A 25,499-nucleotide genomic window follows, 5' to 3' on the forward strand; every position below is an offset into this window, starting at 1 on the left:
CTTTTACCGGGCAAACCCTTATCCGGCATCGCCCCCGCTGGCAAGCTCAGCCTCATCCGGACCGTCGTCCTCGGCACTTTCGGCCAGACGCTCGACCGAGACGACCTTTTCACCGGAGGTGCGGAAGATGGTCACGCCCTGCGTGTTGCGGCCCGCCACACGGATCTGCGACACCGGCGTGCGGATCAGTTGCCCGCCATCGGTGACCAGCAGAAGCTGATCGGTGTCTTCGACCGGGAAGGAGGCGACCAGCTTGCCGCCGCGCTTCGACAGGTCGATGGCGACAATGCCCTGACCGCCGCGACCGGTGCGGCGATAGTCATAGGACGAGGTCCGCTTGCCAAAGCCCGTATCGGCGATGGTGAGAATGAACTCTTCCGCCGCGCCCAGTTCGGCAATACGTTCGACGCTCAGCGACGCGTCTTCCGCGCCCTCTTCGGCGTCCTCTTCGACCCCCACCGGGGCATCTTCGCCTTCGCCCGACACCGCCGCCCGCAACGAGGCCGCGTGCTTGAGGTAGGCGGCGCGCTCGGCCGGCGTCGCATCGACGCGGCGCAGTATGGCCATGGAGATAACCGTGTCGTCCTCGCCCAGACGCACGCCGCGCACGCCGGTGGAGTCGCGGCCTTTGAACACGCGCACCTCATCGACGGCGAAACGGATCGAGCGACCGGACGCCGTAGACAGAAGCACGTCCTGATCTTCGGTACACAGCGCCACCCCGACAATGGCATCGCCCTCTTCCAGCTTCATGGCGATCTTGCCGGCACGGTTGACGTTGACGAAATCCGACAGCTTATTGCGGCGCACGTCGCCGGAGCGCGTGGCAAACAGGATATCCAGACGATCCCAGGTGGCTTCATCCTCCGGCAGGGTCAGGATGTTGGTCACCGTCTCGTTCTTGTCCAGCGGCAACAGGTTGACGAAGGCCTTGCCCTTGGATTGCGGATTGCCCAGCGGCAGACGCCACACCTTCAGCTTGTATGCCTTACCCGTCGAGGAGAAGAACAGCATCGGCTGGTGCGTCGAAGCCGCATAGATGCCGGTGATGGCGTCTTCGTCCTTCATCGCCATGCCCGAACGGCCCTTGCCGCCACGATGCTGGGTTCGATAGGCGCTGAGCGGGGTACGCTTGACATAGCCCGAATGGGTGACGGTCACCACCATGTCTTCACGCGGGATCAGGTCTTCGTCTTCCAGATCAGCTTCGCCATCGACGATGGTGGTGCGACGCGGCAGGGCATAGTTGGCGCGGACCTCGACCAGTTCCTCGCGCACAATGCCCATGATCTTTTCGCGCGACGACAGTATGGCCAGATATCCGGCAATGGCATCGGCCAGAGAGCGGGCTTCGCCGAAGATTTCATCGCGGCCCAGACCCGTCAGACGCGACAGGGTCAGCGACAGGATGGCGCGCGCCTGTTCTTCTGTGAGGCGAACTTCGCCGCCTTCGAAGACGATCGAGCGCGGGTCGGCGATCAGGTCGATCAGCGGTGTCATATCACCCGCAGGCCAGTTGCGGGCCGTCAGGCGCTCACGCGCCTCCGACGGATCGGCAGAGGAGCGGATTATGTGGATGATCTCGTCGATATTGGCCACCGCAATGGCCAGACCGACCAGCACATGGCCGCGGTCGCGCGCCTTGTTCAGTTCGAACTTCGTGCGGCGAACGACCACCTCTTCGCGGAAATCCAGGAAGATTTCCAGCAACTTACGCAGACCCATCTGCTGCGGGCGACCGTGGTTGAGCGCCAGCATGTTGACGCCGAAGCTCGATTGCAGGGCCGTATAGCGATAGAGCTGATTGAGCAGCACATCGCCCGAAGCCTCACGCTTCAGCTCGACCACCACGCGCATCCCCTGACGATCCGACTCGTCACGGATATCGGAAATGCCTTCGAGGCGCTTGTCACGCACCATCTCGGCAATGTGCTCGATCATCGCCGCCTTGTTCACCTGATAGGGGATTTCGGTGATGATGATGGCTTCGCGGTCCTTGCGGATGGTTTCGACCGAAGCCTTACCGCGCATAATGACCGAGCCGCGCCCGGTGAGCAGCGCCTGACGCGCGCCGGAGCGGCCAATGATCTCACCTCCCGTCGGGAAGTCGGGCCCCGGCACATAGTCTAGCAATTCTTCGGTGGTGAGCTCCGGATTGTCCAGAAGGGCCAGACAGGCGTCGATGACTTCGCCGAGATTGTGCGGCGGGATGTTCGTCGCCATGCCCACCGCGATACCACCGCCGCCATTGACCAGCAGGTTGGGGATGCGCGTCGGCAGGACGGTCGGTTCTTCTTCCTTGCCATCATAATTGGGCTGGAAATCGACCGTATCCAGTTCAATGTCGGCCAGAAGCGCCGTGGTGGCGGAGGCCATTCGCGCTTCGGTATAACGCATCGAGGCCGGGTCATCACCGTCCACCGAGCCGAAATTGCCCTGACCATCGACCAGAAGCAGCCCCATCGAGAAGGGCTGCGCCATGCGCACCAGCGCCATATAGACCGACTGATCGCCGTGCGGGTGGAAGCGACCGAGCACGTCACCGACGACGCGCGCGCACTTCGAATAGCTGGCGTTCGGCGTCATCTTCAACTGGTGCATCGAGTAAAGGATGCGCCGATGCACGGGCTTCAGGCCGTCGCGCGCGTCCGGCAGGGCGCGCGAAACGATAACGCTCATGGCGTAATCGAGATAGGAACGTTTGAGTTCATCCTCGATGGTGACGTGCGAAATGCCGTGAGGCGCCGGCAGGCCGGTAGCAGGAGTATCGGTCATGAAGCCCGTTTCATTGCATAGTCACGATCGGGTTTCGTTCAGATTGCATCGAACCCCGATCTAACATTTTGTTTGGTCGCGCATGTGAGCCCAAAACCGTTTCACACTTTTGGGTATGCGCTCCAGGTGCCGGACGGGAATCACACGTCGGCGCACTGGTTAACGCGCACCGTAGCACTTTTGCGACTAATCCCCAAATCCGGAAGGCCTTTTGAGCGGTTTCAGACCCCGCCTGTTAACATTTATTTTGCGTGCAGACCCGCCGGAACACCCACAAAAAAGGCCTGCGGCATGACCGCAGGCCCTGGGTGCGAACCTGTCCCAATTTAGAACGGAATTTCGTCGTCCAGATCGAAGTTCTGCTTGGGGCCGGAGCCTTGTGCCTTCGGGCCCGAAGAGGCCGGGGCTCCGTAGCCACCATCATCGAAACCGCCGCCATAGCCGCCGCCCTGATCATAGCCGCCGGAGGACGCGCCGCCGCCGCTGTCGCCGCGGCCGCCCAGAAGCGTCAGATTCCCGTTGAAGCGTTGCAGCACGATTTCGGTGGTATATTTTTCAACGCCCTGCTGATCCGTCCACTTGCGGGTTTGCAGCGAGCCTTCGAGATAGACGGTCGAGCCCTTGCGCAGATACTGCTCGGCAATCTTGGCAAGATTGTCGTTGAAAATGACGACGCGGTGCCACTCGGTCTTTTCCTTGCGCTCGCCCGTCATCTTGTCGCGCCACTGTTCCGAGGTGGCTACCGTCAGGTTGGCGACGCGCTCGCCCGAATTGAGCGTGCGGATTTCCGGGTCTTTGCCCAGATTGCCGATAATGATGACCTTGTTGACCGAGCCCGCCATGCGCTGCGCCTTCCGTTCTGCCCGCGATTCGGCGGACACATTAAATTCCAGGGCGGCAGCATAGGCCGCAAACAGCCGCCTGCCAAGCGCGTGTTAACGTTTTGTTCACATCTTTTCGCGCCGCAGACGAACCCGTGTCTATTTCTTTTTTTCGGGCAGGTTGTCGGGCAGGGTCTGCGGTTCGGAGAAGTTACGGTCGCGCGGCACTTCGAAAGCACTGGGGATGACCAGACGCCCGTCCGGGGCCTTGGTCAGGAAGGGCATGGCCGGACCTTCGAAGTGACGCGAGATGCGGATACCGCGCGGCGTGGACCACAGGAAGGTGCCATTATAGGCCCCGACAATCTCCTTGCGCGGCGAGCCCATGCTGAGGAACTTGATACGCAGGGCATCCAGATGCGCCGCGCAATATTCGAGCGACGGCACGTCCTTTTTGATGATGTTGAACTTCGGCGGCTGATCCTTGGGAAAGCCGATATGGAAGCACACGTTCGGCGCGTCAGGTGCTTCGACGGCGGGCTTTTCACAGCCCGCCAGAGCCACACAGGCCACGCCCGCGACAAGCCACAGAACAGGTTTCGTCGTCATTGATGGCTCCTACTTGACCGAACAGCCCTGACCCTGTTCGAGCAGGGTACGGAAGGTCTTGTTATCGTCGGAGATTTCCACGCGCTTGGGCACCAGGCGCAGGGTTTGAGACCCCCAGCGACCATAGGACGCCGAGCCCGGACGCTCGCAGCGGCCGTCAAACAGCAGGGTGGCGCAGGCATTGAGCGAAATACCGTCCGACAGGCGCGTCCACTCGTTGCCGGCAAAGCGCAGGCAGGCCCCCGCCGGGCCGGTGGTCGGGGCGGTTGCGGCCACCGGCTCCCCGGACTCGACCACCACAGGCGCGACCTTATCGGCCGAAATGACCGGCGGCGGTGCCAGAGAGGCGGTCGGGGCGGCCGTCATTTCACCGCTTTCATCGACACCGACATCCAGGGCATTGGCGGCCACACCGTTCTTTTTGGCGCAGTCCGCAATGGTGAGTTGCCCCACAAATTCGCCATTGACGAAACAGCGCAGCGTCTTCTTGGCATCAAGGGTCGGCGCGTCGTCGATGTCGAGGACAAGGCCCGGACCCTCGGTATTCATGCGCGGCGTTTCTTTTTGCGAACTGGAAATCGCCCATCCGATCAGCACCGCCAGCAGCAGGGCCCCGCCCGCGCCCGCCAGCCAGATCGTCTGCTTTCGATTCAGCGCCATAATCCATCCCCTCGGAGGTGAGTAACACCCCCTAAAGGCCTGTTTATGCGCCGCCTGTCAAGCGGGAGAGCGCAGCGGAATAGTTGGAAGCCTGGGCATTCCAGTAGGCGGTCGAACCGGAGGACGTGGCCTTCTTCTTGCTATCGTCCGACGACGTCGTATCTTCGCCGTAGCGCAGGTAGCGATAGGCCGAACGCACATTCTTCAGGGCGTCGTCCAGCGTCTTGATCGCCGCCGCGATGCTCTCTTCCGAATTGAGGTTCACATCGGCATTGAACTTCAGACCGAAGAGTTTTTCGGTATCCGCCGCCGCCTTTTTCGACGCCGAGGCTGACGCGGAAGCCGAGGGTTTATCCGGTTCCGAACGGACCAGACCTTCGGTCAGACCCAGCCCCTCCAGAGCGTCCTTACCCGCCGGGCCTTTGACGATTTCCATCTGGCTCGACTTGTTTTGCGGCTCGATGATCAGTTGCGACTCAGGCTTGCCCGCCACCTTGGCCACGCTCACCTTCAGCTTGAAACCGGCGGCACGCTGGATCTTCTTGGCCAGGGTATCGAGGGTTTCATTGGCTTCGATGAGGATCTTCTTCTGCGAACCGCTGGAATCGCGCAGGTAAAACGAGTCCCCTGCCCGCGCCGACGTGGCAGAGGTCAGAAGTGTGGAGTCCTTGTATTCGATCGACCCCTTGGGCAGGCCGAGCTTATCCAGCACAGAGGCCCCGCCACTGGTCACGGCGATGGACTGCGGATCGACCTCGCCATCCTTGCCGGAGTAGCGCTGGCTCCATTCCAACGTGCCGCTGTCAACGTCCATGCGGGCGATATAGGCGTCGGCCTCGCCGATTTTAGTCGTGCCGGCGATCTCGCCTTCGGTCTGTCCGGCAAAATAGACCTTGCCGTCAGTGAACTGCACCCGGACGTTCTTTTCTTCGCCCGCGCCGCCGTAATAGACGACCTTGTCGCCGGCGGTGGAGTTGAAATCGGTCGATACGGTGGCCGCGAAGCCGTCGGAATGTCCGTGGAAGGCCGTGCTGCCGGACCCGCCGCCCAGTATGCTGTCATTGCCGGTCGAACCGCCGACATAGACCTTGCCATTATAAACGTCGATGGCCCCGATCTGCCCTCCGCCGATGCCGCCCAGAGTGCGTGTGCCGCTTAAGGTCGGCTTGGCCGGATTGGTTATGTCATAGGCGCGCAGGACGATATTGCTGTCTTCGACACCGGCGACGTACAGCGTATTGCCGTCCACCGCCACCGCATTGGCCTGATCGGTGCCCGAAGTGCCATATTGCACCGTCGCCGTCACCTTGCCCGTAGGGTCGAAGCTGCGCACATAGGCGTCAAAGCCGCCGGCCGAACCGACACCGCCCTGCATAACGCCGCGCGTCTTGCCCGCCACCTGCACCGAACCGTCTGCGCCGAACGATACGGCCAGCGCCGTGTCCTCTTCGTTGGAGCCGAAGCGCTTGGTCCACATTTCCTGACCCGCGGCATCGAAGACGGTCACAAAGCTGTCGGCCACCGTCTTGTTGGTACCGGACGTGCCGGTATCCTCTGTGGTGCTGGTCGTCGAAAAGGTTTTGTCCCCCACCGTGTAGGTTGAGGTCTTGGTCGTGACGGTCGAAAGCGTGCCGGTCACGGACCCGGCAATCGCCACCTTGCCGTCAGAGCCGACGCTCAGCGCATAGCCCGTCGCGGTATCGGCCGCGCCCAGCGTGCGCGTATAGACGACATGCCCGGCGGAATCGTACTTGATCAGGGCCACATCCTGCGTGCCCTTGATGGTCTGCCCATCGACCGTACCGTCCACATCGGCCAGCACATAGACCGAGCCATCCGGACCCGACACACTCTGATGGACGGTCTTGATCGAGCCTTCCAGATCGTTCTGAACGCTGCGCCCTGCGGTCCAGAAGGTGTCGCCGGGGGCCGAGACCGTATCGCCATCCGTGTTGAACTTGACGAGGCCCGTGGTCTGCTTGGGGGTGACGGTTTCGAACTTCTTGGTTTCTTTATTGTATTTCGTCGTCTTGTCGGTGTCGCCGGTCTTCTGCACGACGAAGACGGAATCGCCGGTGGAAGCCGCCGTAAAGCTCAGGGCCTCGGTGGAGTCGCCCTGAATCTTCAGGGAAAAGGTATCGGGATTGGTGCCGACCTTGACCGTCTTGCCGTTGGTCTCAACGGTCTTGTCCGTCCCCGGTGTGCGCTGCACGGCAAACTTGGTCGAAAGACCAGCCTCCTTCAGCTTGCCGTTGATATAGGTGACGACGTTCGACATGGAGCGCGTATCGCCGCCCATTTCCGACAGGTCGATATGGACGTTGATGGGCGTGGCGGTGCCGGTCTTTTTGACCGCAATATCGAAGACCACGGCCCCCTTTAAGGCCTCGACCTCGCTGGTCGCGGTGCCCGAATGAATATCCTTGGCCAGATAGGTGGTGTTGGTGCGCGGCACGCCGACGGTCGATTTCAGCTTATCGGTAATGGCGCCCTGAATCAGGTCCAGATGCTCGTACTCGGCATCCTTAACGTATCCGCTGACCTCGGTAAGACCCGAATCGAAGCGCCGACGCAGGCTGTTCAGTTCCGTCTTGTTGGTTATCGAGTCGGCATTGGCCCCCGTCATTATGGACTGCGCCTTGGCCGCTACGGCGCGCAGGGAATTCAGTCCGGTGTAGAGGGTGTAGAGCTTCTTATAGTCCGCCGAAGCGCCGGCCAGATCGAGAGTGACGGCCGATTCGCGGATAAAACTTTTGCCCGCCAGTATGTTCTTGACCAGCGTGTCGTCGGGCGTGCCGCCCTTTTCCCACGGGGCGGTGGGGGCGCGCGTAGTCCCGGTGGGGCTGGTCGCCGTCGTCGGCGCAGGCGTATTCGACGTCCCCGCCGAGGCGCGAACTTTCGAGTTGAAATAACTCGTCAGCAGGCTGGTATCGAACGATAGGGTCATGCCACCGGTTCCATTGCGACCCCATTATCGCCGATCAAACCTTAAGAAGCGTTAACCCGCGCTCAAAAGCAGGGTTTTTAGAGCGCCTTCCGAAACGGAATCAAATGCGCGACAAAACAAACCGCTCAATCCGAACGACATCCGCTCTAACCCAAAAAACCCGCCGTCGCCGGCGGGTTTCATGTAGCGTCAGGGAGCGGTCGCCTACTGGAAGAGACGCAGGATGGCCTGTGGCGACTGGTTCGCAATCGACAGGGCCTGCGTGCCCAGTTGCTGCTGCACCTGAAGGGCCTGCAAACGGGCGCTTTCCTTGGCCAGATCGGCGTCCACCAGGTTGCCGATACCGACTTCGATAGCCCCCGACAGCTTGGCGACGAAGCTCTGGCGGCCTTCGATCTGCTTGGCTTCCGAGCCGAGCGAGGCCAAGCTGGCATTGACGTTCTGGATTGAGGTGTCCAGCTTGGCCAGGGCCGAGGTGGCTACCGTAATGGACAGGACGTTGGCCACGGAAGACAGGGTGATGATGCTGCCACCGAGGCTGAAGTTACGCGACGACAGGGTAACGACCGAACTGCCGTCCGCATTGTCGATGAATTTGATGCCGTTGGTCAGGCTGCCGTTCAGCAGGTTGGTACCGTCGAACGAGGCATTGGCCACGGCGTGGCTGATCTGACGCAGCAGTTCGCGGAAGTCGCCGTTAAGCGCGTTGCGCGACGCCGTTGACAGCGACGGGTCCATCGCCGACACCACCTTGTCGCGCATCTGCACCAGTAGGTCGGATACCGATTCCCCAGCGGCCAAGGTTACATCCGCGACCGAAGTGGCGCGATTGAGCGAGTTTTTCACCGCGCTCAGCGAGCTGAGATCGGCGCGTTGCCCCTGAGCGATGGAATAGAGCGCCGCATTGTCCTTGGCGCTGGAAACCTCAAGGCCTGTCGAAATCTTGGTTTGCGTCGATTCCAGCTTACGAGTCGTTGCGTTCAGGTTCTGCAACGCCGTCATGGCAGTTTTGTTGGTATTGACGCTTACCGTCGGCATGAGGATTCTCCATATACGCTACGACTCAGAAGTCTTAACGAACATGGTAACCAAAAGGTTAATTCATGCAAACGGCTTTATCCGCGTCCCTCACAGGTACGCGGTAAACAACACAGACTTACGACCGGAAAAAGGACGTCAGATATCGGTTCTGACGATGCTTCCCGCCTTGTAACTTATGGACTTGCGCATCTCGACCAGTTCCTTTTGCGGAAACTGACGGACCACTTCGCCCGTATAGCGATCAATAGCGCGATAGATGAATTCACCGCTGTCGGGGTCCTTATCTATCGTCAGCTTCAGCATATAGGCTGGCTGTGATTGCGCCCGATCGTGATTCGACAGACCGTTCTCCGTCTGACTGCCGGAAGAGGCCGCAGCGACTTCCTGTACAGGCTGTACCGGCTCCACAGGTTTGATCTGCGTGGGGTCGGGGACGGCGGGCTGGTTTACAACATTCGTAATCATCTCCTGTATTACGCCCGGCGCCTTACGCCGGTACGCCCTCTGTTAATGATCCTTACGCCGAGCCGGACGATGGATCAGAGAAAAAGGGGGGCGGACGCCGAAACGCCGCCCCCGTCATTCCTTAGCGGAACAGGCTCAGAACCGTCGATGTGGACTGGTTCGCAATCGACAGGGCCTGGACGCCAAGCTGTTGCTTGGTTTGCAGGGCCTGCAGCTTCGCGCTTTCCTTCGCCAGGTCGGCATCCACAAGGTTGCCGATCCCGTTTTCGATGGAGTCGGACAGCTTGCTGATGAACTTGGCGTGGTTGGCCAGCGACTTGGACGAGGTGCCGAGCTTGGCCAGCTTGGCCGACACGTCATCAATCTTGGTGGCGAGCGTCGAGACCGCGGCCGAAGCCGTCGCCTTGGTGCCGATCGTCGTCGCGTTGATGCTCAGACCCGTCAGAGACAGATCCTGAGCCGCCACGGTGAGCGTGCCGCCCGAAGCGTTAGCCAGAGCGGAGAGCGCCGTGCCGCCATTCTTGATGATGTTGATGCCGTTGAAGGTCGCGTTGGCAACCGTCTTGCCGATCTGATCGCGGATCGCCTTGAAATCTTCGTTCAGAGCGGTACGGCTGGCCGTGCTCAGGCTGGCGTCCGAGGCCGCCAGAGCCTTTTCTTTCAGCTGGGTGAGCATGTCAGAGACGGATTCACCCGCCGAGATCGCCACGTCCACGACCGATTGGTTGCGGGAAAGCGATTCCTGAACCGCATTCAGAGAGGAAACTTCAGCGCGCTGGCCTTGAGCGATGGCGAAAACGGCGCCATTGTCCTTGGCCGAAGCCACCTTCAGACCCGTGTTGATGCGGGTTTGGGTAATTTGCAGGTCAGAGTTCGTCTTGTTCAGGTTTTGCAGAGCAATCATAGCTCCGCTGTTGGTATTCACGCTGTTCAGCGCCATGGGTCTAGTCCTTCTTCTAGATGAACCGGAGACATTTTGTCGTCCGGCGGCATTTTGCCTGACCTGTTGGCTGCAAGTGGCGGGCCAACGCTCCGCTTACGGAAAAAACACCCAAATAATTGAAATATAAGCGTTATACATGCCTTAACCACACCCCGCGCCCGGCAGATTTTGCCGGATTTCGGCACTTTTTGCCTACCCGGCACTTTTTTCCACCCCGGCCGCAGGCAAAAAAGAAGCCGGAGCCGGACCCGTCTGGATCCGCAACTCCGGCTTTTTACGAACGCTACTGGAACAGCCGGGTTACAATACCCGGGGCCTGATTGGCGATCGACAGGGCCTGAACACCGAGCTGCTGCTTGGTCTGCAGGGCCTGCAACTTCGCACTTTCCTTGGCCAGATCAGCATCCACAAGGTTGCCAATCCCCGCCTCCATCGAGTCAACCAACTTCGAGACAAACCGCGCATGGCTTTCGAGCGATTTCGACGACGTCCCCAGTCGGCCGAGGGCCGCAGAGACGTTGGCAATCGACACATCCACCGCGTCGGCTATGGTCTTAGCCTGCGCCGCCGATGTGAAGGTCGAACCCGCCGAAAGCGTGATCGTGCTCCCGGTGAGGCTCAGGTCCTGCGCCGCAATGGTCAGCTGCGAGGAGCCGTCCGCATTGGCCAGAGGTGCCAGAGCCAGCGCCCCGTTCTTGATCAGATTGACCCCGTTGAACGTCGCATTGTTCACCGTCTTCGTAATCTGGTCGCGAAGCGCCTTGAAGTCTTCGTTCAGCGCCTGACGACTCACCGTCGTCAGCGATGTATCCGAAGCCGCGAGAGCCTTCTCCTTCATTTGCGTCAGCATATCCGCAATGCCTTCGCCCGCTGACAGAGCTACATCGACAGCCGATTTAGCCCGATCAAGCGAGTCCGTCACCGCACCGAGAGAAGCCACGTCTGCGCGCTGGCGGCTAGCGATGGCGTAAACCGCCCCGTTATCCTTGGCGCCCGCAACCTTCAACCCAGTATTGATGCGGGTTTGCGTCGTTTGCAGTTCGTTGTTGGTTTTGTTCAGGTTCTGCAGGGCGATCATCGCACCCGCATTGGTATTGATCGACATATTCGGCATCGACAGCGTCCTTTCCATTCTGGTCGGGGATTTGATCGGCATTTTTGCCGCAAAGCCATTTTGGCCTACCCGTCACCTAGCAATGGAAATGCCAGTCAGTAAGGTCACATTAAATATTTTTAGCATTGTTTTTAAAGAATATTTTTAAATTGAAAAAGGCAGGAATCATTGACCCCCGCCCTTCCCGACCGGCCCTGCCCGGCAAAATCTGCAACAGGGTGAATTTTTAACCCAGAGACGCGCGCACCGTGCCCACAAAGGCGCTCTCGGCCGCCGGGGCCTGATCCTGGCGCGGCATCAGCCCCTGCATGATCAGACGGTTGACCTCAATCAGGGGCGTGATCTCTTCCTGACCGCGCATCACCGCAGAGGTGTGCCGGTTGACCCAGATCGACAGCGAGATGATCTGCGCGCGCAGCGCATCCGGCAAACCGTTCCCGGGCAGGGCGCAGTCCGTCCCCAGCACCGACCACAGGCGACGGTTCCAGTCGAGCGCGTCCATACGCCGGGCGACCTCGCTCCTGTCGAGCTCAGCCGCCTCCATCAGGGCGCGGGTAACCTGACCGAACAGACGATACTCCGTCTGACGCGGATCTTCATTCCGCTGAGCCGTCTTCTGATAGGCTTGTAGAGACATGTCCCAGTCTTTCGTCTTCGTACTCGATAAGCTTACGGCACCCCATCAGAGCCTTGTAATATTCACGACCCATGATGGATTTGGAAATCACCACACATTCCGCCAGAATGGTCGGATTGGCGATAACGCTCATGAACTCTGTCATGCGCGTCAGGAATTCGTCGTAGTATTTCTCTGCCCCCGCTTCGTCGAGGTACATCATCATCACCGGGAAGTAGATGTGTCGGGACGGAGACGTGACCTCGCTGACCTGCATGATGTCTTTTTCACGCAGAACCGAAGCCTTGTTCTGAAGCACGAGCGAACACCGACGGTCGCCGTTTTGCACAACAGCACCGTTGAGGACAAATTTTTCACCCGGCTTGAGCGACAGTTTAAGGGGCATGTCAATCCTTTTGGCCAGCAGCTTAGGCTTCGCACAGTTAACATCCGGTTTCGCGCGTCCGCAAATATGCCGGACGCAACGCTATCCTGATCTTAATCGAATCATCGGATAAGATCGCATGTTCAGGACCATCTGTCCCCACCTTCGATGAAATGCGCGGTAAGGGGGGATGGCGCGGAGAGTATCATGCCGAAAAAAACATGGCCGATCAAAACCAGGGCCGGGGACACCCCTCCGTCGGCTGATGCCGCCGACCTGCTCGCGGCGAGGGTGCTGGCGACGCCCGACACGGTCAGCGCCATCGCCATGAACGCCGCCGCGACGCCCGGCAAGGACGCGCTGGCCGACATTGCCTCGACCCTTCTGGGCGACTCCGGCTCCTCGGCAGCCCTCGACGCCCTGATGGAGGCCACCCGCTACATCACCGAAGTGCGTCTGCTGACCCTCCTGAAGGACGCGCTGGTCCTTGTGCAGAAGTCGGACTATGAGACAGCGACGCAAAAGACGCTCGAAGCGCTGCGCATCAACGAGAAATGCGGCACCGCCTGGCACATTCTGGCCGTCTGCCGGGAAAAGGCCGGCGACATCAAAAGTGCCTTCACCTGCTTCGAGGCCGCCCTGCAACTCGAAGAGGACAATACGGGGATCGCCAACGACCTCGGTCGCCTCGCCTACCATCTCGACATGCACGAGCAGGCCGAAAAACTGTTTCGCTACGTACTCGAAAAGACCCCCGACGATGCCGAAGTCGCCAACAACTATGCCTCTTGCCTGCGCGAAGTCAGCCGCTTTGACGAGGCCATCGCGCTTCTGACGCCTTTTCTGGAGAAGAACCCGGCCAATGGCGCCCTGTGGAACACGCTGGGGACCATCGTGAATGCCAAGGGCGATCTGGCCACGGCCCTGCTGTTCTTTGATGAGGCGGTAAAGTTCGTTCCCAACGACCCCAAGCCCTGGCACAACCGCGGTCTGGTTCTCAGCGCCCTGGGCGAAATGGATGCAGCGATAGACAGTCTTGAGAACGCCATCCGGCGCATGACCTCCCCTACGCAGATTGAAGCCGCAGAACTGGCACTGGCCTTCTGCTACTTCGTCAAGGGCGACCTGATGCGCGGCTATCACTACTACGCCGCGCGCAAGTCGCTGCACAGCCTTGAAGGCATGAAGTACGTCACCGATATACCGGCGCTGGATCTGAGCCAGCCCCTGACGGGCAAGTCGGTCTTCGTGACCATGGAACAGGGGCTGGGTGATGAAATCCTGTTCGGCACCCTGCTCCCTGACCTTCTGGCCGAGCTGGGGCCGGACGGCCACCTGACGATCGGGGTCGAAAGACGGCTTATGCCCCTGTTTGCCCGCACCTTTCCGCAGGTGCACGTCACCTATCACGGCACCGGCAAGGTCAATGGAATTATGGTGCGCCACTATCCGCAAATGGACAGCACGCGCCACTATGACGGCTTCATCATGTTGGGCGATCTGCTGCCGCGCTACCGGCAAGACGCCGCCGCCTTCCCGCGCCAGACGCACTTTCTCACCCCCGATCCACAGCGGGTCGCCTACTGGAAGGCCGAGCTGGACAAGCTGGGGCCTAAGCCCAAGGTGGGGCTTTTGTGGAAAAGCCTTGTGCAGCATTCACGACGCGACCGCTACTATTCGCCGTTCGAAAGCTGGGGGGCCATCCTGCGCACGCCGGGCGTGCACTTCGTCAACCTTCAGTACGGCGACGTCAGCGAAGAGCTGCGTCAGGCCGAACGCGAGGGCCTGAGCATCTGGAACCCGCCGGGCATCGACCTGAAACAGGATCTGGACGATCTGGCGGCCCTGTGCGCCGCCATGGATCTGATCATGGGGCCGTCGAACGCCACCAGCAATATCGCCGCCGCCGTCGGGACGGACATCTGGATCATCGCCCCGCCCCATGCCTGGACCATGATGGGCACGGACCATTACCCGTGGTACGGCAGCGCCCGCATGTTTGTGACCCCGACCGCCGGAGAGTGGGGCCCCGGACTGGAGGCTATGCGTCAGGCCCTGATTCACGAAGTTGCCGCCGTGGTCAGCCCGCCGTCCCCCGACGATATTCGGCGACAATTTCAGACGGTTGAGCGGGCCCTGCTCATGCGCGACTGGGACGAGGCCGAACATCAGGCCCGCGCCCTGATCCGGCAGGCCCCCGACCATACGGGGGCGTGGCAGGCGCTGGCCACCGCGCTCGACCGGCAGGACCGCGTACCGGAAGCGCTGGACGCCTATCAGAAGGCCCTGACCCATCAGCCCGACTCGCTGGAGATCGCTGCTGATCTGGCGCAACTGGCCTTCCGCATGGGTCTCTACGACATGGCTGAGCGCTTCTACGGCCTGATTGTGCAGCGCGATCCCGGCCATCTGCTGGCGGTCAACTATTACGCGGCGGCCCTGCGCGAACAGGGCAAGTTCGAACAGGCCATCACCCTGCTTCAGGCCTATCTGACCGACTATCCGCAACAAAGCGCCCTGTGGGACACGCTGGGGACGGTCCTGATGGCGCAGGGCGACGCCGAGACCGCGCTGATCTTTTTCAACGAGGCGGTGACGCTCGACAACTGCCTGCCAGCGCGCTTCAACCGCGCCTGCCTGTGGATGGAGACGGGTCGGGTGGCCGAGGCCATTCCGGAGCTGGAGCTTTGCCTCGATCGCTTCTCGGAACCGACCAATCTGCGCTCGGCCGAGCTGATGCTGGCCTATGCGCAACTGGCGCTCGGCAACCTCAAGGCGGGGTGGGCGGCCTATGCCGCACGCCACATGACCGGCACGCCGAAAGAGGTGCATTTCGATGTGCCAGCCTCACGGCTCAAGCCGGAAGAGATTGCCGGAAAACGCCTGCTTGTGGTGGCCGAACAGGGTCTGGGCGACGAGGTCATGCTGGGCACCCTGCTGCCGGATATCATCGAGCGGCTGGCGGACGGGGTTTTGACTCTGGCCGTCGAAAAGCGCCTTGTGCCGCTGTTTGCCCGTGCCTTCCCCAAGGCGCGCGTCCTGCCGCACCATACCGAGACGCGCGACGGTCGGATCAGCCGCAGCGTACCGGGCCTCTCCGGCGACAGTGTGGACGGCTGGGCGCTGCTCGGCGACTTCCTGCCTTTGTTGCGCAGCCATATCGCCGCCTTCGCGCACAAGACGCCCCTGCTCACGCCGGACCCGGCGCGCGTCGCCTTCTGGAAAAGCGAGCTGGCCAGACAGGGGGCCGGGCGCAAGGTCGGTCTGTTGTGGAAGAGCCTGATCAGCGATTCCCGTCGCCAGCGGCTCTACCCGGCTTTTGAGGCCTTCGCCCCGCTTCTGGCGCAAAAGGACACGGTCTTCGTCAATCTGCAATATGGCGAGACGGTCAGCGAGCAGATCGCCGCCAGGGCGCAAGGCGCGACCTTCTTCACGCCGACCATCGACCTGCAAAACGATCTCGGCGAACTGAGCGCCCTGTGCGCCGCGCTGGACGTCGTCATCGGTCCCGCCAACGCCTCGACCCAGATTGCCGCAGCGACGGGGGCCGCGACCTGGCTGCTTCTGACGCCCGGTTCCTGGACGACGCTGGGGAGCGAGCAGTATCCGTGGTACGCCAATGCCCGCACCTTCGTTGCCGAAGACGGTGAGTGGGGCCCGGTGGTGGCGCGGGTCATCGAGGGGCTGAAATAAAAAAGGCGGTGGAATTTCCACCGCCTTTTCATTGATTTAAGCCCTCAACTTAATGTGCCATATAGAGGTTGAGATTGGTATTGTGCAACAGGGCGCGGGTCGTGCCGCCAAAGGCAAACTCGCGCAGGCGCGACCGCCCGAAGGCCCCGGCCACCATATATTGCGCCTGATGCCGCTGATTGGCCTCGACCAGCGTCCCGATCAGGTCGTTGCTCTTCGGCAGGATATCGACCTCAACGTTCAGGCCGTGCAGCATGTAGTAGCGCGCCAGCTTACCCAGATCGGCGGGATTTTCCCCGACCGGTGCCCCGGCCACCACCACCTTCGACGCTTTTTTGAGCAGGGGGATGGCGCGCCGCGCCGCGCGTGAAGAGGGCTCCTTGCCATCCCACGCCACCAGCGCCGTGCCACCTACCGCAAAGGGTTGGCGGGCGATAAACACTCCGGCGCGCTCTTCCATAAGCACCTGCTGAAAAGCCTCGGACAACAGGCCGCGCCCACGCGCGCTCTCATCACCGAAGACCACAATGTCGGACAGACGCGTTTCTGTCGCCAGACACTGCCACACCGGCGATTTCAGCGGCAGGAACAGCTTATGTTCATAGGCGGTATCATTGTAAGCGTCGCGCGCCACGGCCTCGGCCTCTTCGGCGGCCGATTTCAGCCCGTCCATGGCCGCCATCTGCACCGTGCCCATAAAACCTTCGCCCAGCCACGGGGCCAGTTCCGCCGGATCGGGCGGCGCAAACAGGAAGCTCAGTTGACCGCCAAAGGCCCGCGCGATGTCTGCGGCAATGGCAATCGCCGTCTCTTCAGAGGGGGCACCCGATACCGGCACCGATACGCGCGCCCAGGCGCCACCGGCAGTGAGGGGGGAGTCAGTCATCAGAGGGACCTCCTTTTTTGTGCATGGTCAGCATTTAACCACGACGCAGCGCGCCTTATGGCTGTAAGTATAGGCCCCGCTCCGTGGATTGGACACGCGGCATATGGCCCCAATGCACAAGTATTTCGTCAACACTTTGTGAAACCCGATGGCCCCTCGCACACCTCCGTCCCGACGCACCACCGTCGATCCCGCCCCCCGCGCCTGGCAGCGTATGCTCTCCGGCCGTCGCCTCGACCTGCTCGATCCCTCGGCCATGGATATCGAGATTGACGATATAGCGCTCGGCCTGTCGCGCGTCGCCCGCTGGAACGGCCAAACCACGGGCGAACATGGCTTTTCGGTCGCTCAGCATTCCTTGATCGTCGAAGAGATCTGCGCCCATCTGAGGCCGGGGCTCGATACGCAGTGGCGGCTGGTGGCCCTGTTGCACGACGCGCCCGAATACGTCATCGGCGACATGATTTCACCGTTCAAGGCGGCGCTGGGCCTCGATTACAAGCGGTTTGAGCATCATCTGGAACAGGCCATCCATATCCGCTTTGGCCTGCCCGCCGTGGTGCCACAGGAGGTCAAGGCCCTGATCAAGCGCGCCGATCACGCCTGCGCCTATTTCGAAGCCACGCAACTGGTCGGCTTTTCCGACGCTGAAGCGCGCACCTTTTTCGGCACCCCGCCCGATGGCTACGACCTGAGCCTGACCGCCCTGTCGGGACAGGTCGTCCGTGCACAGTTCGTTGACAGGTTCTATGCCCTCAGCCAAGGTTTATGAGGAGGAGCTTTCTGTGCCGGTCAGCCTGACGATCGAACTGTCCGCCGTGGTTATGGCGATCAAGGACAATGAGGCGATGGTCCTGTGCCTGACCCTGCCCGATGGCACGGCCCTGCCGTCCGGCCCGTTTCGCCCGGAGGCCCACCGCACCTTCGATCTGGCCGTGCGCGCCTTTGTCACCGAACAGACCGGGTTTTCGGCGGGCTATGTCGAGCAACTCTATTCCTTCGGGGATGAGGGGCGTCAGGGCCTGAGTTCGCTTGCCCCCGGCGGCAGCGATCAGCGCGTTATTTCGCTAGGCTATCTGGCCCTCACCGCCGACAGCGCCTTCCAGTCGCAATTATCCGCCCAGTGGAAGCCCTATTCCGCCTTCTTCCCGTGGGAAGACTGGCGGCGCGGCGAACCGGCGGCGGTAGCACCTCTGCGTCGGCGTCTGCGCGACTGGTGCGACGCCGCCCCGGACGCACAGAGCGCCGCCGAACGGCACGGCCGGGTCGAAACCCTGTTCCCCGAAGACAGCGACCTGTGGAACGAAGAACGCGTGCTGGATCGTTATGAACTGCTCTACAGCGCCTGCCTGATCCATGAATCGCGCTGCGCCGAGGCCTCCAGCGGCAGCGGTATCGCCATGCTGTCGGACCACCGCCGCATCCTCGCCACCGGTCTTTCACGGTTAAGGGGTAAGTTGAAATACCGTCCGGTGATCTTTGAGCTGATGCCCGAACGCTTTACGCTGCTGGAATTGCAGCGCTCGCTGGAGGCCATTAGCGGCCTGCCCCTGCACAAACAGAACTTCCGCCGCGCGCTGGAACGCACCGGTTTTGTTCGCCCGACCGGCATTATGCGCGACGACACGGGCGGCCGTCCGGCGGAGCTTTACGCCTATGACCGCGACCGCTTCCGCTTCAGCCCATCTCTGGGGTTAAGTTTGCCCAGAGGATAGGGTTTTAGCCAAGAAAACACGAAAAGCACAAGAAATGGCGGAAGTTGCGTTGCCCGGAGGGCCTTTACATATCGCGTAGCGCAGGCGCTCCGCGCCGAAATATCCGCCTACGCCTTTTCGTGATTTTCGTGGCCAATAAAAAAAGCCGGCAGGTTGCCCTACCGGCTTTTTCGTATTGCCAAAGCGCCAGCTTACGCCGCGCGGCCCGCCAGACGCGCCGCCTGCGCCATCCAATTTTCGCGCACGATGCGCGGGGCCGAATGGACGCGCGCCGACAGCCAGGCCACGTGTTCCGGCGTCCAGCTCGCCACCTGCCAGTAGTGGTAAATGCCCAGCATATTCAATTCGCGCTCGTTATCGGCACCAATGCCCGAAATCAGCGTCAGGTCGTCGGGATAGCCTTCGGGCGCGCTGAGGCGATGCGGCTCAAGGCCGGTGCCCGCCTGCTCGACCGCCGCGCGCACGCTTTCCGGCGTCATGGACGACAGAAGCGAGGCCTTGGGGCGCGAGGTGCGATCCAGCAGTTCCGTCACCGGTTCAGCCTTGACCGCCAGGGCGGGGGCGGCCACGACGGGCGCTTCGGTGCGCTCAATCCCGGCCATGATGGCGGGCTCCAGCTCGGTGGAGACGCCCACGGGCGCAGGCTGCGGAGCGGCCGGTTGCGCCACAGGCACCGCCGCGACCGGTCGCAGCGGGATGATGTCCGCCGATGGACGCGGGGCGTCTGCCTGTGCGGCGGGCGCTTGTACGGCCTGACGCGAAGCATTGAGGGCCTGAGCCGCCGCGACCATCGGGTCGGAAACCGGGCGTTCCACCGCCGGAGCGTTCAGCGGGGCATCGAGAGTGGAGTCAACGATGGAAGCCGGGGCCTCGTCAAATATCGAGACGCGGCGCACGGCGCGCTTCGGCCGGGGCGACAGATGCCAGCCCACAAAGCCGCTGAACAGGAAGACCGCCAGAAGCAGGGCCGCCGATTGTGCAATCAGCAAATACATGTATTCCCCCTACCCTGCGCGACGCGCGAGAAAGCCCGTACACAGGCCCAGCGCCGCCGCACCCAGCAGCAGCCAGCGCAGCTCAAAGATCAGATAAAGCATGATCGGTCTTCCCCATAGACACCCGCATCGGCGTTTCGCTTGTGTCGGTCAGCACTTGCAGCGCCGGCCCGTACAGATACCCCTCGCCCTTCGGGACATAGACCTCGATTTCCGGCGGCAGTTCCGGTTGCAGGCTGCGCACGGCGGCGGCGGCCTGCATCAGACGCGCCTTGCGTTCCTCGGCGGTGACGCCGGGACGAAAATCCTGCGTTTTGAAGCTGAGGCGGACATTGAGACCATCGACCTCATAGGCGATATCGCCCAGCCCCTCGGCCTTCAGCGCGTCGGCGACCCGCACTTCCAGCGCCTGCGGCATGGCCGGAAGCTGTTTATACAGCCCCACCCCTGCCCCGGCGGTCAGAAGCAGCAGTCCCAGTCCCCATACTGTTTTGGACGACATGCCAAGTTCCCGGAAAATCGAAATTCTGAAAGTGTTAACAACTAAAGCCCAAATCCCGACACCTGACAATAGGCCGCAGGTTGCCGGAGAGCGATAAGTTAGACGGCGCGTGTGACAGCGCCAAGACATACGCCTGAGAGGGGAAATGCGATCCCTTTCCGCCACGAAAAAAGCCCGGCGGAGGGCCGGGCTTCTTCCAGTCGGGTACTGTCACCGTATTACTTTGCCGAAATCGCGGCTTGCGCGGCGGCCAGACGCGCCACCGGCACGCGGTAGGGCGAGCACGACACGTAGTCGAGGCCGACCTTTTGACAGAAAGCGATCGAGGCCGGATCACCCCCATGTTCGCCGCAGATGCCGAGCTTGATGTCCGGGCGGGTCGTGCGGCCCTTGGTGCGGGCGATGTCGATCAGTTGCCCTACGCCGTCCGGATCGAGGCTGACGAAGGGGTCCTTCTCGAAAATCCCCTTTTCGATATAGGGGTTGAGGAAGCGGCCCGAGTCGTCACGGCTGATGCCGTAGGTGGTCTGGGTCAGGTCGTTGGTGCCAAACGAGAAGAATTCCGCCGTTTCGGCCAGCTTGTCGGCCAGCAATGCGGCACGCGGCAACTCGATCATGGTGCCGACCTTGTACGCCACCTCGGCCCCGCGCGCCTTGAGCACGCCCTCGGCAATGGCCTTGGTCATGGCAACCAGCTTGGCCATTTCTTCCTTCGTGGCCACCAGCGGGTGCATGATGTCGGGCTGCGGGTCAAAGCCTTCGGCCTTCACGTCGCAGGCGGCTTCGAAAATCGCCGTCACCTGCATCTCGTAGATTTCCGGGAAGGTGATGCCCAGACGGCAGCCGCGCCAGCCCAGCATGGGGTTGGTTTCCGACAGTTCCTTGGTGCGCTTCAGGAGCTTTTCCTCCGGCACTTCGGCGGCTTCGGCCACCAGCTTGATGTCTTCCGGCGTGTGCGGCAGGAACTCATGCAGCGGCGGATCGAGCAGGCGGATGGTCACCGGCAGGCCGTTCATGATCTTGAACAGCTCGACAAAGTCGGCCTTCTGCATCGGCAGGATTTTGGCCAGGGCCTTGCGGCGGCCGGCCTCGTCATCGGCGAGGATCATCTCACGCACAGCGCTGATGCGGTCTTCGTCGAAGAACATATGCTCGGTGCGGCACAGCCCGATGCCTTCGGCGCCGAAGCCGATGGCGGTGCGGGCGTCCGCCGGGGTTTCGGCATTGGTCAGCACCTTCAGCGTGCGGAATTCGTCGGCCCAGTTCATGATCTGGTGGAAGTCGTCCGAGAATTCCGGCTCGATCATACGGATGGAGCCTTTGAACACTTCACCCGTCGAACCGTCCAGCGTGACGATATCGCCAAAGCGGAAGGTTTGACCGCGCGCGCTGAATTCACCGCGTTCGGTCGAAATGACCATCTCCCCGGCCCCGGACACGCAGGGACGGCCCATGCCGCGCGCCACCACGGCGGCGTGCGAGGTCATGCCGCCGCGCGCCGTGATGATCGCCTTGGCCGCGTGCATCCCGTGGATGTCTTCCGGTGAGGTTTCATCCCGCACCAGAATGACATCGTCGCCCGCCGCCGCCAGACGCACGGCGTCATCGGCGGTGAAGACGATCTTGCCGCAGGCGGCACCCGGCGAGGCCGGCAGGCCGCGCGCGATCAGGGTCCGCTCGGCCTTGGGGTCCAGCATGGGGTGCAGAAGCTGATCCAGCGCGCCGGGATCGAGGCGCATCAGCGCTTCCTGCGGCGTGATCAAGCCTTCTTTGGCCATATCCACGGCGATTTTCAGCGCCGCGCGCGAGGTGCGCTTGGCATTGCGGGTTTGCAGCATGAACAGCTTGCCCTGTTCGACTGTGAACTCCACGTCCTGCACGTCGCGGTAATGCTTTTCGAGCGTCTCAACGGTTGAGCGGAACTGCGCAAAGACTTCCGGCAGGGCCTCTTCCATCGAGGGGTTGCGCTCGCCCATCTCTTCGCGGGCTTTTTTCGTCAGGGTTTGCGGCGTGCGGATACCCGCCACCACGTCTTCGCCCTGCGCATTGAGCAGGAATTCGCCGTAGAGCGTGTTGTCGCCGGTCGAAGGATTGCGCGTAAAGGCGACGCCGGTGGCCGAGGTGTCGCCCATATTGCCGAACACCATCGACTGAATATTGACGGCCGTGCCCCAGTCTTCGGGGATGTCGTGCATCTTGCGATAAAACTTGGCGCGGTCGTTCATCCACGAACCGAACACGGCCTTGACCGCCCCCCACAGTTGATCCTGCGGGTCCTGCGGGAAGTCGTGACCCAGATCGGCCTTCACCTTGGCCTTGTAGTCGGCGATGACGCGTTCCCAGTCCTTCGCCGTGATGTCGGTGTCTACCGTGACGCCCAGACGGTCCTTATGGTCGTCCAGAATATCTTCAAAACCGTGATGGCTGACGCCCAGCACGACGTTCGAGTACATGGTGATGAAACGACGGTAGCAGTCGAGCGCGAAGCGGCGGTCGCCGGTCAGGGCGGCAAGCCCTTCGACCGTCTGATCATTGAGGCCCAGATTGAGGACCGTATCCATCATGCCCGGCATCGACGCGCGCGCGCCAGAGCGCACGGAAACCAGCAGCGGGTTTTCGACCGAGCCAAAACCCTTGCCCGTCAAGGCTTCCAGATTGGCCAGAGCCGTCTTCACCTGGGCGTCCAGCCCGTCGGGAAAGGTCTTCTCATTCTGATAATAATGGACGCAGGCCTCGGTCGTCACCGTAAAGCCCGCCGGCACCGGCAGGCCCAGAGACGACATTTCGGCCAGATTGGCGCCCTTGCCGCCCAGCAGGTTCTTCATCGCGGCATTGCCATCGGCCTTACCGGCGGCGAATGCGTAAACCCATTGCTTCGACATTTAAAAATCCCTCTTTCCACAATCAGATAAAACAATCTGTTCACCCGGCTGGCACGGCCGGACGGTAGGCAAAAGGTACACGCGCGCGCGAACTCTGCGGAATAAGTTTTTATGTAATTCAAAATCCCCTCTCCCTGTCGCACCAGCGAAGGGGAGGAGGATTTAGCCTACGCCAGCTTGGACAAATCACCCACGCCGTCGAACAGACGCCGCAGGGCCGACAACAGACTCAGGCGATTTTCGCGCTCAGCCACCACGTCGGAATTGACCAGCACCCCGTCGAGGAAGGCATCGACCGCCCCGCGCAGACCCGCCAGCTTGCCCAGCGCCTCTTCGAACTGTTCGGCGTCGATCAGCCGCTCCACCACCGGCGTCAGGGCGATCACCTGCTGCGTCAGGGCCGTTTCCACCTCCGGCGCCCCGCTGAGCAACTTGGGCTCCGCCGTCGGCAGAGCACCCTTCTTCGCCTCGGCATTGAGGATATTGGCGACGCGCGTATAGGCGGCCTGAAGCTCAGTACCCGCCGGCGACGCCAGCACGCTTTCCAGCGCCCTGATGCGCGCCACGGTGCGCACCATGTCGTCGTCCCTGACGGCAAACCCGGCCTCGACCACGTCAAAACGCACGCCTTCGTCCTTCAGCATAACCTTCAGACGGTCAGCAAAAAAGTCCGCAAACTCCGCCGACACCGCGCGGAAATCGCGGAAGGTCAGCAGGGCGTTATCGACCTTGGGCGTATTGGCGACATGCTCGAATTGCAGGTCCAGATCGTAGTCGCGGTCGGTCGGGATGACAAAGACCGGGCTTTCGAGCAGACCGGCGCGGAAATCGCGCAGATAGTTGTCATAGACCTCGGTTTCGCCTTCGGCCCAACGCGGCCCGGCCGAACCGCGCCAGTTGTCCGTATCGACATAGACGGCGCGACCTTCGCCCGCATAGATCAGCAGCGACTGATACCAGGCGGCGACCAGCTCCGACAGCGAGGCGCGCACATTGTGCTGACGCAGGATGCGCAAAATCCCCAGAGCCGCACGACGCAGGGCATAGGGGTCTTTCGAGCCCGTCGGCTTTTCGTCGATGGCAAAGAAGCCGACCAGCGTGTCGATCTTGTCAGCCAGAGCCACGGCCGCCGACACCGCACCTTCGGGCACCGAGTCCGACGGGCCCTGCGGCTTATAGTGTTCGCGGATGGCTTCGGCCACATCACCGGGTAGCCTGGCCGCTTCGGCGTAATACCCGCCCATAACCCCCTGAAGTTCCGGGAATTCCCCGACCATGTAGGAGGCCAGATCGGCCTTGGCCAGATGCGCGGCCTGCGTGGCCAGCGACACGTCGGCCTTGACCAGCGGCGCAATGACTTGCGCCAGCGCTTCGATGCGCGCCACGCGCTGCGCCATCGTGCCCAGCCTAGCGTGGAAGGTCACGCCGTTCAGCTTTTGCAACCAAGCGTCGAAATTACCTTTGCGATTGTCCTCGGACCAGAAGAAGACGCCGTCCGACAGGCGCGCCGACAGCACCTTGGCATTGCCGCGGCGGATTTCCGCCCCACCGTCGCTGGCCACCTGATTGGCGACGATGACGAACTTCGCGGCCATCTTGCCGGTCGAAAGATCGCGCACGGCAAAGTATTTCTGGTGCGTGCGCATCGAGGTCTTGATGACCTCCGGCGGCAGGCTGAGGAATTTCGGGTCCATATCGCCCAAGAGCGGCGTCGGCCATTCGTTGAGGCCGGCCACCTCTTCCAGCAGGCCATGATCGTCCATCAGAGCGCAGCCCGCGGCGGCGCAGGCCTCATTGGCCTTATCCAGAATCAAGGATTGACGCTCAATGTGGTCGAGGATGACGAAATGATCGCGCAGCTTTTGCTGATAATCGGCGAAGTCCTTGACCGCAAAGGCCTCTCCGGACGACAGGACGCGGTGGCCCTGAGTCAGGTCGCCCGATGTGATACCGCCGATGCTCAGCGGAATGACCTGACCATCAAACAGGAACAGGATGCGCTTCAACGGACGCACCCAGCGGAAGCTCGATGTGCCCGACCGCATCGACTTGGGCCACGGGAAGGTCAGGATAACGTCTTCGAGGATGCCGGGCAGGACCTCGGCCGTGCTCTTGGCCGGCTTTTCGATGCGCGCCATCCACACGCCGTTTTCCAGCACAAGCTGATCCTGCGTCAGGCCAACCTTGCGCAGGAAACCGGCCATGGCCTGTTCCGGCGCACCGTCCTTGGGGCCCTTGACCTCTTCGGTGACGGCGGCCTGTTCCAGCGGCAGGCCTTCGACGTGCAGGGCCAGACGACGCGGACCGACATAGGCCTTGAGACTGTCCCAGGTCAGGCCTTGCGCCCTGGCGCGATCGCCGAACAGGCGCTCGAAATCGCGCGCGGCCTGAAGCTGCATCCGCGCCGGGATTTCTTCTGAAAAAAGTTCGATAAGTAACTGAGCCATTTG

At 61.8% G+C, this 25,499-nt stretch carries 19 protein-coding genes; 3 read left to right on the forward strand and 16 right to left on the reverse strand.

Annotation, left to right across the window (positions count from 1 at the left end; all coding sequences use genetic code 11):
- Nucleotides 1-18: 18 nt before the first annotated feature.
- From gyrA to flbT, 11 genes are all read right to left on the reverse strand, one after another.
- Nucleotides 19-2,775, reverse strand: a complete 2,757-nt coding sequence (gene gyrA, locus AACH73_RS15865; protein WP_272741936.1) for a DNA gyrase subunit A — start codon at nt 2,773-2,775, stop codon at nt 19-21.
- A gap of 326 nt (nt 2,776-3,101) precedes the next feature.
- Nucleotides 3,102-3,617 (reverse strand): single-stranded DNA-binding protein, encoded by a 516-nt coding sequence (gene ssb / locus AACH73_RS15870; protein ID WP_272741946.1) that lies wholly within the window; start codon nt 3,615-3,617, stop codon nt 3,102-3,104.
- Between the two features lie 138 nt (nt 3,618-3,755).
- On the reverse strand, nt 3,756-4,205 hold the full coding sequence (locus AACH73_RS15875; protein ID WP_272741935.1) for a hypothetical protein: 450 nt from the start codon (nt 4,203-4,205) through the stop codon (nt 3,756-3,758).
- Between the two features lie 9 nt (nt 4,206-4,214).
- Nucleotides 4,215-4,865 (reverse strand): hypothetical protein, encoded by a 651-nt coding sequence (locus AACH73_RS15880; protein WP_272741934.1) that lies wholly within the window; start codon nt 4,863-4,865, stop codon nt 4,215-4,217.
- Between the two features lie 43 nt (nt 4,866-4,908).
- The gene (locus tag AACH73_RS15885; RefSeq protein ID WP_338735843.1) at nt 4,909-7,812 is read right to left on the reverse strand and encodes a transcriptional regulator; all 2,904 of its coding nucleotides are present in this window, start codon (nt 7,810-7,812) and stop codon (nt 4,909-4,911) included.
- Between the two features lie 204 nt (nt 7,813-8,016).
- Nucleotides 8,017-8,850 carry a flagellin gene (locus AACH73_RS15890; protein WP_272741932.1) on the reverse strand — a complete coding sequence of 278 codons (834 nt, stop codon included), beginning with the start codon at nt 8,848-8,850 and terminating at the stop codon, nt 8,017-8,019.
- A 138-nt stretch (nt 8,851-8,988) separates the two neighbouring features.
- Nucleotides 8,989-9,318 (reverse strand): flagellar protein FlaG, encoded by a 330-nt coding sequence (locus tag AACH73_RS15895; RefSeq protein ID WP_272741931.1) that lies wholly within the window; start codon nt 9,316-9,318, stop codon nt 8,989-8,991.
- 121 nt (nt 9,319-9,439) lie between these two features.
- Complete coding sequence (locus tag AACH73_RS15900) at nt 9,440-10,258, reverse strand: flagellin (protein WP_338735844.1); 819 nt, start codon at nt 10,256-10,258, stop codon at nt 9,440-9,442.
- 286 nt (nt 10,259-10,544) lie between these two features.
- On the reverse strand, nt 10,545-11,375 hold the full coding sequence (locus AACH73_RS15905; protein WP_272741929.1) for a flagellin: 831 nt from the start codon (nt 11,373-11,375) through the stop codon (nt 10,545-10,547).
- 226 nt (nt 11,376-11,601) lie between these two features.
- On the reverse strand, nt 11,602-12,012 hold the full coding sequence (gene flaF, locus AACH73_RS15910; protein WP_272741928.1) for a flagellar biosynthesis regulator FlaF: 411 nt from the start codon (nt 12,010-12,012) through the stop codon (nt 11,602-11,604).
- Nucleotides 11,972-12,397 carry a flagellar biosynthesis repressor FlbT gene (flbT, locus tag AACH73_RS15915; RefSeq protein ID WP_272741927.1) on the reverse strand — a complete coding sequence of 142 codons (426 nt, stop codon included), beginning with the start codon at nt 12,395-12,397 and terminating at the stop codon, nt 11,972-11,974. The genes flaF and flbT overlap by 41 nt, the downstream gene beginning before the upstream one ends.
- Before the next feature lie 186 nt (nt 12,398-12,583).
- On the opposite strand from flbT, the gene AACH73_RS15920 reads away from it, so the two are divergent.
- Complete coding sequence (locus tag AACH73_RS15920) at nt 12,584-16,069, forward strand: tetratricopeptide repeat protein (RefSeq protein ID WP_338735845.1); 3,486 nt, start codon at nt 12,584-12,586, stop codon at nt 16,067-16,069.
- A 49-nt stretch (nt 16,070-16,118) separates the two neighbouring features.
- Here the strand turns inward: AACH73_RS15920 and AACH73_RS15925 are convergent, their stop codons facing one another.
- The gene (locus AACH73_RS15925) at nt 16,119-16,955 is read right to left on the reverse strand and encodes a universal stress protein (RefSeq protein WP_272741925.1); all 837 of its coding nucleotides are present in this window, start codon (nt 16,953-16,955) and stop codon (nt 16,119-16,121) included.
- Nucleotides 16,956-17,103: 148 nt separating this feature from the next.
- Here AACH73_RS15925 and AACH73_RS15930 point away from each other — a divergent pair, with 148 nt between their 5' ends.
- Together AACH73_RS15930 and AACH73_RS15935 are read left to right on the forward strand one after the other, a co-directional pair.
- Nucleotides 17,104-17,727: an HD family hydrolase gene (locus tag AACH73_RS15930; protein ID WP_272741924.1), complete on the forward strand. Its 624-nt coding sequence runs from the start codon at nt 17,104-17,106 to the stop codon at nt 17,725-17,727.
- The gene (locus AACH73_RS15935) at nt 17,705-18,670 is read left to right on the forward strand and encodes an NAD regulator (RefSeq protein ID WP_338735847.1); all 966 of its coding nucleotides are present in this window, start codon (nt 17,705-17,707) and stop codon (nt 18,668-18,670) included. The genes AACH73_RS15930 and AACH73_RS15935 overlap by 23 nt, the downstream gene beginning before the upstream one ends.
- Before the next feature lie 191 nt (nt 18,671-18,861).
- Here AACH73_RS15935 and AACH73_RS15940 read toward each other — a convergent pair whose 3' ends face one another.
- From AACH73_RS15940 to glyS, 4 genes are all read right to left on the reverse strand, one after another.
- Nucleotides 18,862-19,665 (reverse strand): hypothetical protein, encoded by an 804-nt coding sequence (locus AACH73_RS15940; RefSeq protein ID WP_338735848.1) that lies wholly within the window; start codon nt 19,663-19,665, stop codon nt 18,862-18,864.
- An 82-nt stretch (nt 19,666-19,747) separates the two neighbouring features.
- Nucleotides 19,748-20,167 carry a hypothetical protein gene (locus AACH73_RS15945; RefSeq protein ID WP_338735849.1) on the reverse strand — a complete coding sequence of 140 codons (420 nt, stop codon included), beginning with the start codon at nt 20,165-20,167 and terminating at the stop codon, nt 19,748-19,750.
- Nucleotides 20,168-20,385: 218 nt separating this feature from the next.
- A complete protein-coding gene (gene ppdK / locus AACH73_RS15950; RefSeq protein ID WP_338735852.1) occupies nt 20,386-23,049 on the reverse strand; it encodes a pyruvate, phosphate dikinase in 2,664 nt (887 codons plus the stop codon).
- Nucleotides 23,050-23,216: 167 nt separating this feature from the next.
- The gene (gene glyS, locus AACH73_RS15955) at nt 23,217-25,496 is read right to left on the reverse strand and encodes a glycine--tRNA ligase subunit beta (RefSeq protein WP_338735853.1); all 2,280 of its coding nucleotides are present in this window, start codon (nt 25,494-25,496) and stop codon (nt 23,217-23,219) included.
- Nucleotides 25,497-25,499: the final 3 nt, after the last annotated feature.

The sequence above is a fragment of the Asticcacaulis sp. DW145 genome (assembly GCF_037101385.1).
Taxonomy (GTDB): domain Bacteria; phylum Pseudomonadota; class Alphaproteobacteria; order Caulobacterales; family Caulobacteraceae; genus Asticcacaulis; species Asticcacaulis currens.